Origin of the sequence: Candidatus Galacturonatibacter soehngenii (assembly GCF_008830185.1) — a bacterium.
Taxonomy (GTDB): Bacteria; Bacillota; Clostridia; order Lachnospirales; family Lachnospiraceae; genus Lachnotalea; species Lachnotalea soehngenii.
On sequence record NZ_WAGX01000005.1, the window covers coordinates 78,518 to 91,027 of the forward strand.

Annotated in this window: 15 protein-coding genes; 1 reads left to right on the forward strand and 14 read right to left on the reverse strand. The window is 37.3% G+C overall.

Annotation, left to right across the window (positions count from 1 at the left end):
* Window positions 1-19: 19 nt before the first annotated feature.
* The 4 genes from F7O84_RS07710 to F7O84_RS07725 all read right to left on the reverse strand — a co-directional run bounded on the left by F7O84_RS07710 (window position 20) and on the right by F7O84_RS07725 (window position 2,440).
* A complete protein-coding gene (locus tag F7O84_RS07710; RefSeq protein WP_192451690.1) occupies window positions 20-568 on the reverse strand; it encodes a DUF5688 family protein in 549 nt (182 codons plus the stop codon).
* A 330-nt stretch (window positions 569-898) separates the two neighbouring features.
* Window positions 899-1,648: a DNA/RNA nuclease SfsA gene (locus F7O84_RS07715; RefSeq protein ID WP_151143896.1), complete on the reverse strand. Its 750-nt coding sequence runs from the start codon at window positions 1,646-1,648 to the stop codon at window positions 899-901.
* A gap of 3 nt (window positions 1,649-1,651) precedes the next feature.
* Window positions 1,652-1,990, reverse strand: a complete 339-nt coding sequence (locus F7O84_RS07720; RefSeq protein WP_192451691.1) for a cupin domain-containing protein — start codon at window positions 1,988-1,990, stop codon at window positions 1,652-1,654.
* Window positions 1,991-2,440 carry a flavin reductase gene (locus F7O84_RS07725; RefSeq protein ID WP_151143898.1) on the reverse strand — a complete coding sequence of 150 codons (450 nt, stop codon included), beginning with the start codon at window positions 2,438-2,440 and terminating at the stop codon, window positions 1,991-1,993.
* 133 nt (window positions 2,441-2,573) lie between these two features.
* Here F7O84_RS07725 and F7O84_RS07730 point away from each other — a divergent pair, with 133 nt between their 5' ends.
* On the forward strand, window positions 2,574-3,110 hold the full coding sequence (locus F7O84_RS07730) for a TetR/AcrR family transcriptional regulator (protein ID WP_151143900.1): 537 nt from the start codon (window positions 2,574-2,576) through the stop codon (window positions 3,108-3,110).
* A 202-nt stretch (window positions 3,111-3,312) separates the two neighbouring features.
* Here F7O84_RS07730 and F7O84_RS07735 read toward each other — a convergent pair whose 3' ends face one another.
* The 10 genes from F7O84_RS07735 to era form a co-directional block, all read right to left on the reverse strand.
* Window positions 3,313-3,894: an MBL fold metallo-hydrolase gene (locus F7O84_RS07735; RefSeq protein WP_026505260.1), complete on the reverse strand. Its 582-nt coding sequence runs from the start codon at window positions 3,892-3,894 to the stop codon at window positions 3,313-3,315.
* Window positions 3,895-3,977: 83 nt separating this feature from the next.
* A complete protein-coding gene (locus F7O84_RS07740) occupies window positions 3,978-4,268 on the reverse strand; it encodes a hypothetical protein (RefSeq protein ID WP_151143902.1) in 291 nt (96 codons plus the stop codon).
* Complete coding sequence (locus F7O84_RS07745; RefSeq protein ID WP_151143904.1) at window positions 4,265-4,537, reverse strand: helix-turn-helix domain-containing protein; 273 nt, start codon at window positions 4,535-4,537, stop codon at window positions 4,265-4,267. Before F7O84_RS07745 ends, F7O84_RS07740 begins: the two co-directional genes overlap by 4 nt.
* 137 nt (window positions 4,538-4,674) lie before the next feature.
* Window positions 4,675-5,010 (reverse strand): helix-turn-helix transcriptional regulator, encoded by a 336-nt coding sequence (locus F7O84_RS07750; protein ID WP_051233765.1) that lies wholly within the window; start codon window positions 5,008-5,010, stop codon window positions 4,675-4,677.
* A 322-nt stretch (window positions 5,011-5,332) separates the two neighbouring features.
* Window positions 5,333-7,960: a pyruvate, phosphate dikinase gene (gene ppdK, locus F7O84_RS07755; protein WP_151143906.1), complete on the reverse strand. Its 2,628-nt coding sequence runs from the start codon at window positions 7,958-7,960 to the stop codon at window positions 5,333-5,335.
* Window positions 7,961-8,388: 428 nt separating this feature from the next.
* The gene (locus F7O84_RS07760; RefSeq protein WP_151143908.1) at window positions 8,389-9,780 is read right to left on the reverse strand and encodes a glycine--tRNA ligase; all 1,392 of its coding nucleotides are present in this window, start codon (window positions 9,778-9,780) and stop codon (window positions 8,389-8,391) included.
* Window positions 9,781-9,856: 76 nt separating this feature from the next.
* Window positions 9,857-10,438 (reverse strand): hypothetical protein, encoded by a 582-nt coding sequence (locus F7O84_RS07765; protein ID WP_151143910.1) that lies wholly within the window; start codon window positions 10,436-10,438, stop codon window positions 9,857-9,859.
* An 83-nt stretch (window positions 10,439-10,521) separates the two neighbouring features.
* Window positions 10,522-11,283 (reverse strand): DNA repair protein RecO, encoded by a 762-nt coding sequence (gene recO, locus F7O84_RS07770; RefSeq protein ID WP_151143912.1) that lies wholly within the window; start codon window positions 11,281-11,283, stop codon window positions 10,522-10,524.
* Window positions 11,228-11,407, reverse strand: a complete 180-nt coding sequence (locus tag F7O84_RS18955) for a hypothetical protein (RefSeq protein WP_192451692.1) — start codon at window positions 11,405-11,407, stop codon at window positions 11,228-11,230. The genes recO and F7O84_RS18955 overlap by 56 nt, the downstream gene beginning before the upstream one ends.
* Window positions 11,408-11,575: 168 nt before the next feature.
* Window positions 11,576-12,481, reverse strand: a complete 906-nt coding sequence (gene era / locus F7O84_RS07775; protein WP_151143914.1) for a GTPase Era — start codon at window positions 12,479-12,481, stop codon at window positions 11,576-11,578.
* Window positions 12,482-12,510: the final 29 nt, after the last annotated feature.

Below are 12,510 nucleotides of genomic sequence, written 5' to 3' on the forward strand. Positions count from 1 at the left end.
ACAATTTTGCTTGACTATCTCAGATCTCAGATGGTCTGATCTCTGGTGCATTCTCCATGGCATCAGCGCGAAGCTGCTCTTTGGTAATGCCATACTGATCAAGCAACTGATTGGTAACAAGGATTGTTCCATTGCCGGAATCTGTCTGATCAAGCACAAAGCGATAAACAACAGCCATATCCTCCATTCTTTCATGAGGTACGCTCTCAAGAAGTTCCGCATTCTTCTCTGCAGAAACCACTTCCATAGAAAGCTTGCTCTTCATCTGCTCATAATCAGAAAGCGACTCCAGATCTACCTGAGGGGATTCACGGAACCCTTTCTCCACTGCATCAGCAAAATGCTCAGCAATCTCTGGGATTGGTGTTCCATTCTCATAAGCAGCAAACGCCTTTTCAACGCTGATGTTTACTCCAATAGAACTGTCCGTAGGTCTAACTGTGATAGCATCATAGCTTTCATTCATCTTATCTACTCTACGAGCAGTAAGTTCAACATCAGCTCCTCTAACAGCAAGTTCAGCCTTTAACGCATCCTGGAAACCTTCTTTGAAACGTTCATAATCCATATTCAATTTTCTCCTTTTCTTTGACAGTTTTAATAGAAACACCGGCGCGCGCTTTCCGGTTTCGGATAACAAAAAAGCGCCGCACACGGCCTTGAGGGTTTGGTCATGTGGACGCTTAAATCTGCTTCCTATTCTTCTGCAAAAGAAAAACAAGTGAGTGGCTTTTGTTTACCTCTCACTTGTCTATGATAATAATAGCACCGTTAAATCTATAAGAAAAGTGCTAATGTCGGTCGAGACGAGACAAAACGAGTCAAAACGAGACAATGTCGGTCAAGAACTCAACAAACAGGAATTTGCCAGCTGATTTTCATATTCCGTGAAAGAATATTAATATTTCAACAGATCATCCGTTGTGTTTGTTATGCCAATAAGTTTTACCCCTTTAGGGGAAAATTTCAGATCAACATTCCAGCATTCCACACCTTTTCCAATAGCCTCACGCATCACAGATGATACCTCTTCAAAATTTGTGCTGTGTAGATGTGGTTTTATTTCGGTTGGCTCGTATTGATGTACTGTCAGCAGGATTGCCCTCTCGTGATCTTTAAGTGCCCCTGCCAGTTCCTTCACGTGTTTTACCATTCTATCTGTGGAAGAAAACGGCGTTACCTTCTTTGTCTTGACCTTATCGCCATATTTCACGTTGATTGTTGTAAGAGGCGTTTTTACTTCAAGGTAAGTGCTCCCCACAAGGAAATCCAATTTTGAAATACCAAGAAAGACCTCCCGCTTCACTTCATCGTAATCGGATACCATATTATCCAACTGATGCGTACTCAGCAGAAACTCTACGATCCTGTTTGAAAGAATCAGGTTAATTCCCACCCATTTCTTATCCTTCTCATCTGGATTGTCCATCGAAACTGCTTCTACTGTATATTTTAGTTTTCTCTTTGGGTCATCGCTCACGGAAACAAGACAATGAAGACCGGCCACATCTACGTCTCCAATCCTTGTTGTGGCGGGACAATGACATTTTTCTTCCCGGCCATCAATCAACACATCCATGGTAAACTGCGAATTGCGCTTTATGATGACCGCCTCTTTCAGTTCTTTGTCAAATACATATTCCTTCACTATTCACACCTCCGCAGTTTTCGGCACAACAGTAAAGATTATCAGATCTTCGTCACCGTCATTAATAATGCTGTGTGCCTGTCCGTTCCTGCAGTAGTGGCACGTTCCGGGTACAAGCATTTCCTCTTCTCCGTCACAGATTGCTCTGCCATGCCCGCTGATCACATAATTAATATCGGCGCTTCCATTATGTGTATGCATCCCAATGGAACTGCCCGGATGAATGCGGCAGTAGACCATCCTGTTTTCAGCATCCGCATACATCCTTGATGACATAGTGCCGGTTCCATCATTCATGCCCGGACAGGTAATCTCCTGCATAGAATTAAAGTCAAGCAGCATTTACATACCTCCAAGATTGGCAATATGAAGAGCCGGAACATCATTCTCATTTCCAGAAAGCATCTCAAGGCATACCATGTTTGCCGTATCCACACCCTCAATCTTAACTCTCTTTATCACACGGCACTTGATTGCTGTTCTTGCACCGTCAATCAGGATAGCCCCATCGTCCTCTGCGCATGGGATGTTTACAAGTTTATCTACAGTATCCGAATGCTTCTCCATATCTCCCAAAGTAAAGCAGACCATCTGCTGTCCATTTGCAAGATTGGAGAAGCCGACCATATCACCTTCTTCTATAGCATTTCCTGTACTGCTCTGTCCACCGATTGCGCACAGAATATGATCAGGAGAGATCTGTGTGGCCCATGCGACACACATTCCATAACGCTTTCCGTTCTTTTTCATTGCTAATACATTTACATTATGATCGATTGCTTTGATATCCATCTTATTTCCTCCTGTGGTTGACTTTAAGCAACATTTGTTGCATAATCAAGATATCACAAACAAAAAACCATTTCAACACTTCAAGTACTAGGTGCAACAAAGCCAAATAAATTGTTGCTTAACAGGAGGCGCTATGAAACATAAAAATATTACCAACGAAATGATAAGGGATTATGTCGTGGAAGCCCTGCTTATTCTCATGCATACAAAAGATTACAACAGTATCACCATCGGTCAGATCACGGAAAAAGCAGGAGTGAACCGATCCACATATTATCGTAACTTTGACTCCAAGGAGGATATCATCCGCCGCTTCTATGCCAGGCTCCTCGAAAAGAGCCTCGACAGTATGGATGAGAATGTCAAAACATCCATGCAAAGCTATCTAAGAGTCCATTTCAATACTTTTTATGAGAAAAAGGATGAACTGCTTCTCATCCATAAAGCAGGGCTTTCTTATCTTCTCCTTGACGTACTTAACATGATCTTCATAGACAAGCAGCATCTGAAGCATGATTTCATCAAAGAGATTTCCGTATATTATCATACCGGCGGAATCTTTAATTCTTTTATTCTCTGGTTTGAAAAAGGAATGTCGATTTCACCAGATGACTTTGCCAGCATCTGTGCGGAAATCTATCCAAGTGAGAAAAAGCCCATGCTTCTCTAAAATCGATCCATATCATCCTGAGATGCCATTTTTGTTGAAGTTTTTCTGAACTCTCATATATTTCTTACTCATCTTAGATACCTTCTTTGAATAGTGAATAGTTACTGCTCAAAATGAGCACAAAAAAAGCAGCTATCTCGATTGAGATAACTGCTATGTAACGTTCAGTAATCAATTAGGTCGACAAACTTGAATTTGTCATTTAGAATTCTTTTTCATTTGCATGGGCAGAAAGGATTCGTTTTGGATGATAGCTCATAATTTGCTCCCAGTCACTTTTTAGCCTGGGATTATGGTCATAAGCAGCCAGATATTCAACAGGCTCCAGATCGCCAACAATACAATTTCCATCGTCAAGAATAATGGATACACTGTCTTCACTGTGACTTGGTGTGTAAATGATCTCTCCGCTAATTCCAATACTGCACAAGAAGCTTCTGCTCTCTGCACAACTAATCACCTTTGCCACGTTTTCATCTATCGGCTTGTAATTCAATCGCTTGTCTCTGAAAAATATGTCATCGGCGAAATGAACTGAACTGTGCTGAACATCTACAATCAAAAGCGTAACCCCAAGCTTCTGTAACTCACTGACGATTCCGATGTGATCAGGGTGGTAGTGAGTGGCTAACATATAAGAAATATCGCTTATATCAATGCAAGCTGTTTTTATCGCTTTGAAAAACTGAGGTAAGGTTCCTGCATAATCAGTATCGATAAGCAGACCGCCTTTTGCTCCAGCGATATAAAATGTGTTCGTATTTCCATATCGTAGTTTTATCATTACTGCTCATACTCCTTCATAAATCCCGATTTATCAAAATAAGCTCTTTTTCATGCTGCTTCTTATCTTAACACACTATAGCTTTATATTCTTGCTAATAATTCCTTTAAGCAACCAATTCCTTCAGCTCCCCATAGAGTTAATGCTTGAGGAACCACTGCAACAATAATACCTACAATAAGTCCTTGCCATCCAAGTGATGCAGATCCATTAATAAACGAGCAGATGCCTCCAATTACAAAGAAAACTCCCAGAACCCAACATACAAGATTTGCCAGGCCACCAATAAAGTCAATTGCAAGCATTAAAAGTGTAAGTATAGCCTGAACTGGCAACAGAACGATTCTAAGAATAAATCTTATAACTATCATCATAGGTTCCCCCTTTCCTTCTCCATCTTAACTTTATAAGCAATCAATCGAAGAACATAATCTGGAGCCTGTCTACGTCCCAGCTCCCATTCTTGCATTGTTCGATAAGGAATTCCAAGCCAATCAGAAAAGTCTTTACGATTCATACCAGCATGTTCTCTAATAGCTTTAAATTGGTATGCTACAAGTCTACGCTCACGATTAGCATCATTATTATCTATATGCTCCACTTCAATTTCAATGCCTTCAACATTGTAAATTTCTTTCATCATAGGCGCCTCCTTTATGTAGTCATTGCGTATATCTCTATCTATATTATAATGTAGTCAATGCGTATATGTCAATATATAAGAAATACCCGCAAAGCAGGTGTGATCTGCCATGCGGGTACCCATACCATATTGAATTTTTAAAGCAATCCTTCAACCTTACGCTTTATTACCCAATAAACATCTTCAATATCACGATCAGATAATTTCTCAAGTAATTTAAAGAAAGAACTGTACTTAGCTGCAAGTCTCTGCTCTTCACCGGCTTCTGTAAATTCCAGAAACAGTAATTCTCTTACATCAACTTCATAGATACGAGAAAACTGTGCCAATTCATCAGCAGATATACTTCTCTTCCCAGCTTCCATTTCGCTCATGGTCGTCTTCTTCAAGTTCATGAGCTTTGCAGCTTCGTCCTGAGTAAAACCAGCCCTAACACGCGCTTCTTTAAGCTTTTTAGCTGTAAATTCCGACATTTTTAAACCTCCTTCCAAGTTCGGATATTCCGAACTTTTTTCAAAATGGTCCTTTTTCCTTGTTCGGATTTCCCGAACTTTTCTTCAAATTTTAGTCGAATGCAGTCAACAATTTCTTGTGTCTAGCTCTCATTACAGCCTGGTTGAAATTATTCTTAAGTAAAAAAATATAGGGTGTCTTTGCAGACACCCTATACTAGGAATAGCTTTATTTCAAGCTTTTCTGGGTAATGGAAAGTATTTTCTGGATGATAAATCCTCATACTTTGCTTCATGAAATCTTTGGAGATTTCAAAAGTTCCCAAAAAACAGCTTGCATTCTTTACTGACGTGACTCGGCGATAGCTGCCTGCGCTGCTGCCAAACGAGCAATTGGAACTCTAAAAGGTGAGCAAGATACATAGTTAAGCCCTACCTTATGGCAGAATTCAACAGATGATGGATCACCACCATGCTCTCCACAGATTCCAAGTTTGATATCAGCTCTTTGTGCACGACCTTTTTCTGCCGCCATTTTAACAAGCTGTCCTACACCACTTTGGTCAAGTCTTGCAAATGGATCTGATTCGTAGATTTTTGCTTTGTAGTAAGAATCTAAGAATTTACCTGCATCATCACGAGAGAAACCAAAGGTCATCTGTGTTAAGTCATTTGTTCCAAAGGAGAAGAATTCTGCTTCTTCTGCAATTTCATTTGCAAGCAATGCTGCACGAGGAATCTCAATCATAGTACCAATGTGGTATTCAATGTCTGATCCTTTTTCCTTCTTCACTGCTTCAGCAGTCTCAACTACGATATCTTTTACAAATTTTAATTCCTTCTTTTCTCCAACTAATGGAATCATGATTTCAGGAACGATATCATATCCTTTTTCTTCTTTCACTTCGATTGCAGCTTCAATAACTGCTCTTGTCTGCATTCTTGCAATTTCTGGATAAGTAACAGCAAGACGGCATCCTCTATGTCCCATCATAGGGTTAAACTCATGTAATTCATCACATTTTGCTTTCACTTGTTCTGGGGTCAATCCCATATCATCCGCTAACGCTTTGATATCCTCTGGATCCGTTGGTACGAACTCATGTAGAGGTGGATCAAGGTAACGTACTGTCATTGGTTTTCCTTCTAATACTTCATACATCGCTTTAAAGTCAGCTTTCTGGAAAGGAATTAATTCATTCAATGCAGCTTCTCTTGCTTCTACGGTATCACTTAGAATCATCTTTCTGATTTTTGGAATTCGGTCCGCTTCAAAGAACATATGCTCTGTACGGCAAAGTCCAATACCTTCTGCTCCTAATTTTACAGCATTTGCTGTATCAGCTGGAGTATCAGCGTTTGTTCTTACTTTTAATGTTCTGAATTTATCAGCCCATTCCATAATTCTTCCAAAATTACCACCAACAGAAGCCTCAACTGTTTTAATATCTCCTAAGTAAATCTTTCCTGTAGAACCATCAAGTGAGATATAATCTCCCTCTACAATCTTGTGTCCGCCAAGTTCGAATACTTTTGCTTCTTCATTGATTTTAATCTCACCACATCCTGATACACAAGCAGTTCCCATTCCACGAGCAACAACAGCTGCATGGCTTGTCATTCCTCCACGTACCGTTAAGATACCTTGTGCTGCATGCATACCCTCAATGTCTTCTGGTGAAGTCTCAAGACGAACAAGAATAACTCTTTCTCCTCTTTCTCCTGCTTCTTTTGCATCATCTGCTGTAAAGTATACTTTACCAGCTGCTGCACCAGGAGATGCTGGAAGAGCAGAACCAATCACTTCACCTGCTTTTAAAGCAGCTGGATCAAAGGTAGGATGCAATAATTGATCTAGAGATTTCGCATCTAGTCTAAGAATTGCTTCTTCTTCTGTAATCTTTCCTTCATCTACTAAGTCACAAGCGATTTGGATTGCTGCTGGAGCAGTTCTTTTTCCACTACGAGTCTGTAAGAAATATAATTTACCTTCTTGAATGGTAAATTCCATATCTTGCATATCTCTGTAGTGATTCTCTAATTTATTTGCAATTTCCATGAATTCTTTATAGCATTCAGGCATATCTTCTTCTAATCTTGTAATTGGAAGTGGTGTTCTAATACCAGCAACAACGTCTTCACCTTGTGCATTGATTAAGTATTCACCATAGATTCCTTTTGCACCAGTGGATGGATTACGAGTAAATGCAACACCAGTTCCTGATGTATTGCCCATGTTACCAAATACCATGGCCTGAACATTAACTGCCGTTCCCCAATCACCTGGAATATCATTCATTCTTCTGTAAACAATGGCACGTGGGTTGTCCCAAGAACGAAATACTGCTTTTACAGCTTCCATTAATTGAACTTTAGGATCTTGTGGAAACTCTTCGCCCATTTTCTCTTGGTAAATTGCTTTGTATTTTGCAATTACTTCTTTCAAATCATCCGCTGTTAAATCGGTATCAAATTTTGCACCTTTTGCTTCTTTGATTTCGTCTAAGATTCCTTCAAAGAATGTTTTGCTCATTTCCATAACTACATCTGAGAACATTTGGATAAATCTTCTATATGAATCATATGCAAATCTTGGGTTGCCAGTTTTTTGTGCAAATCCTTCCACTGCGACGTCGTTTAAACCAAGGTTAAGTATCGTATCCATCATACCAGGCATTGAAGCTCTTGCGCCTGAGCGAACAGAAACTAACAATGGATCTTGCGTATCTCCAAATTTCTTTCCCTGAATCTTTTCTAATTCTGATAATGCATCAAATATTTGTGTCTGAATTTCATCGGTAATTCTCTTGCCACTATTATAATAATCTGTACAAGCCTCCGTAGTTACAGTAAAGCCTTGAGGAATTGGTAATCCTAAGTTAGTCATTTCTGCTAAGTTAGCACCTTTTCCACCAAGAAGGTTTTTCATGTCTGCCTTTCCTTCTTTGAATAAGTAAACCCATTTTGCCATTTTTAAATCCTCCTAAATGATAATGTACTTTTGTATATTTGTATAAGATTTACATCCTTTGTTTGCCACCAAAGTTAATATGTTAAATCTTATATGAATAACCATTTCTTAGAATTTTTGTTTACAATCAATATTGTACCACACTGAGATTGATAGTCAAGATAATATTTATAAATGTATGGTCGTTTATTTCCTTTTTTATGTCGTTTTTTTTGTTTTGTCATATACTTTGCTGTTAGCGCTTGTGGAAAGATAATGAATTTTTTGTCGTTTTTTGTATTTACTTATACATGATATCCATAAAAATGTAAGCACTTACACTTGGCAAAATACAAATATGACGGAGGCCTTTTACAAGGAAAGCTTGTAAAACTTTCTTATTATATAAAAATGATACAGTGCGTTTTACACTGTATCATTTCAATTCATTAATATTCAAATTTTTTCGCAAAATATGCTTCTAAATCTTCGATTTTGATTCTTTCTTGTTCCATAGAATCACGATCACGAACAGTTACTGCTCCATCAGTTTCTGATTCAAAATCATAAGTAACACAAAATGGTGTTCCGATTTCATCTTGCCTTCTATAGCGTTTTCCAATGTTTCCTCTGTCATCAAATTCACAGTTATATTTTTTGCAAAGTTGTGCAAAAATCTTTTCTGCACCTTCATTTAATTTTTTAGACAATGGTAACACACCAATCTTAACAGGTGCTAGGGCTGGATGGAAATGAAGTACGGTACGTACATCCCCTCCCTCTAACTCCTCTTCGTCATAAGCGGAGCATAAAAATGCTAAAACAACGCGGTCTGCACCTAATGATGGTTCAATTACATAAGGAATGTATCTTTCTTTTTTCTCGTCATCAAAATAAGTCAAATCTTCCTTAGATACATTTTGATGCTGGGTTAAGTCATAGTCTGTACGATCTGCAATTCCCCATAATTCACCCCATCCAAATGGGAATAGGAACTCAATATCGGTAGTCGCCTTACTATAAAAGCTGAGTTCTTCCTTCTCATGATCTCTTGCTTTCATTTCTTCCTCTTTGATACCCAACGTCTTTAGCCAGTTAATACAAAATTCTTTCCAATACTGAAACCATTCTAAATCAGTATTTGGTTCACAGAAAAACTCTAATTCCATCTGTTCAAATTCTCTGGTTCTAAACGTAAAGTTACCTGGAGTAATTTCGTTTCTAAATGATTTACCAATCTGTCCAATTCCAAATGGAATCTTCTTTCTTGAAGTTCTTTGAACATTTTTGAAATTTACAAAAATACCCTGTGCTGTCTCTGGTCTTAAATAAACTGTATTTTTGGCATCCTCCGTAACCCCTTGAAAGGTTTTAAACATTAGATTAAATTGTCTAATATCAGTAAAATTATGTTTTCCACATGATGGGCAGGCGATATTATGGTCATCTATATATTTCTTCATCTCTTCTTGTGACCATGCATCAACAGACCCTTCTGTCTCAATACCATTTTCAGCGTTATAATCTTCAATTATTTTATCTGCACGAAATCTTTCATGACACTCTTTACAATCCATAAGAGGATCGGAAAATCCGCCTAAATGTCCTGATGCAATCCATGTCTGAGGATTCATAAGAATAGCACAGTCTACTCCCACATTATAAGGATTTTCTTGAATGAATTTTTGCCACCAAGCTTTTTTTACATTATTCTTTAGTTCTACACCAAGATTACCATAATCCCAAGTATTTGCAAGACCACCATAAATTTCTGAACCAGGATATATAAATCCTCTTGCTTTTGCTAAAGCTACAATTTTTTCCATTGTCTTCTTTTCCATTCCACTACCTCCAAGTTTTGTTTCACGTAAGTGCTTTCATGCGCCTCACCGCGAATGACATAATGTCTTTTATCCTTTATTCGTATATAATGTACCCTAAACCTTCTGCATCATCATTTAATACAGCCGTTTTAGCATCTATTAGTTTTGTATTACTACTCATATATAATATTTTACTATCTGTCATTATCCTAATATTTTCTTCGAAGATAACAACCTTATATTGGGATAGGCTTTTGATTGTCTCTGAACCAACCGTATTGTTCTCATCAACTGACATAAACATATCGTCAAACTCATACCCTTCGGTCTTTGCTTCACTTATCGTACCTGCAAAAAATTCAACATCATTAAAAATTGCGTAATCACTTGCTTTTGCATAACTTGTGATTAACTTGGCAATATTATCTTTTACTTTATATTTCTCAACCTTAATCGCTTCCGTTCCATTATTATAGGAACTAACGTCTTGCTTAATTATCTCTTCCAGTTCATTTTGATCATAATTGCTCTCATTAAATTCTTCTATAATCGCTTGCATAACAGCGCCGTCTTTTTTTACATAAACCGTATTCGTTTCTGCATCAAACGCCTGAGAGCAACCGGTCATTAGCATCAGTATTAAAAAAACTGCTACAAATGCCTTTCTATTTTTCATAATTCATTCCTCCTAAAGTTAGTCCTATCCATTATAGCATTTTTTTGTGCATTTTCAACCTTAAATCTTCATATTTTGAGCTGTTATGGCTGAACTTTAGCAGATATGATACTATCTAAAATGGGGAGTGATTTAAACTCTTTTTCTATGTACATTTTCATATACTTTTTCAAAATGACTTGTAGTTCATTTAAGACCTGATCCGATACTTTAAATGTAAATAGTTTCTCAATAGGGGAAGTTATAATATACTGCATTGTATATAAGGTAGAATTGCTGATTCGAATTGTAGCATGCTCCGTTACTACACACTCTTTACATATCACACCGCCAAGTTTTGTAGAAAAGTATACTAAATTATCTTCCTTTTGGCAACATTGACATTGAAAAACTTCTGGGTATTCACCATTTACCATCATAACTTTTAACTCAAAAATACATTTTATTAATTCATTATTTATACTTTCTTTGGTTAAGGCTCTTAAGGATTGATACAATAATTTTAACATCATGATTTCATCGTTGTTTTCTCTTGCATAATAGTCTGCAAACTCCATAAAGTAAAATCCATAATAAGCACCTTCAAAATTATTAACCAATTCCAAAAAATAATTGTGAACATTTGCCTTAACCAGTGTATAGGAGCTTCTCCCTGCAAATAATTCAAATTCTCCAAATACAAAGGGATTGGCTGCCGCAATCAGGTGACTGTTTTGTCTTCTTGCACCTTTTGCAAAGGCGGTTATTTTACCTCGTTCCTTCGTTAAAATAACCACCCTTTTATCATAATCACCTACAGGTGTCGCATATAAAATTATTCCTGTCACAACAGTTGACTGCCCCATTTGTGTCTACTCCTACTTTTGTTACACTCACTTCGTTTTTATTCCTGTCTTCAATCTTGTAGGCCAAATAATCAAATACATTTCCTGAATTGGTAAATAAGTTCCAGTATTCTTTTTCGTACATGTTTATCTCCTCCACATCTGATATGCAATCCTAGCTTAAATTTGGTAAGCTTAATGTTAATTTGTTACATATTTAGGATGTGTAATAAACGAAAGGCTATACTAAATAATAAATACCAATTATTTTTTTATTCTTGGCCTTGACATATTTATAAAACCGCTTGGGAGTTTAAAGTTCTTTTTTATTATAACCGTAATTTTTCATAAGAAAATCGCTGTCCCGCCAATCTTTTTTTACTTTTACCCATAGCTGAAGGTTCACTTGCTGCTCAAGCATATGCTCAATGTCTTTTCTAGCCTGAATACCAATTTTTTTTAGCATAGCACCATTTTTTCCAATGACAATACCTTTGTGGGAATCTCTTTCGCATACAATGGTAGCATCAATGTCTACAATATTGCTTTTCTGCCTATTTTTCATTTTATCAATCGAAACTGCAATACCGTGTGGTATTTCTTCATCTAAAATACGCAGTGCCTTCTCACGAATTAGTTCAGCAACAATCTGCCTTTCTGGTTGATCTGTTATTGTATCCTCATCATAAAAATTAGGACCATATGGAAGATATTTAAAGATTACGTCAATTACGGTTTTTGCATTGTCTCCTTTTAACGCTGATACTGGAACAATCTCTGCAAAATCATATATTTTGCGATACGTATCAATAAAAAGAAGAATTTCTTCTTTTTTCACGGTATCGATTTTATTTATAATTAAAATAACTGGAGTTTTTACCCTTTGTAGTTGCTCTGCAATGTGTCTTTCACCTGCACCGATAAATGTAGATGGTTCCACTAACCACAGGATCGCATCTACTTCATTTAATGTATTTTGAGCCACATTCACCATATATTCACCAAGCTTATTCTTGGCTTTATGAATCCCTGGTGTATCTAAAAATACAATTTGTCCCGCTTCATCTGTATAAACTGTTTGAATTTTATTCCTAGTAGTTTGTGGCTTATTTGACGTAATTGCAATCTTTTGACCGATTAACCGATTCATTAAGGTGGATTTTCCAACATTTGGTCTTCCAATTATGGTAACAAATCCTGCTTTGTTGTCTGCGTTCATTCATTTCTCCTTTATCACTTGTAACCATT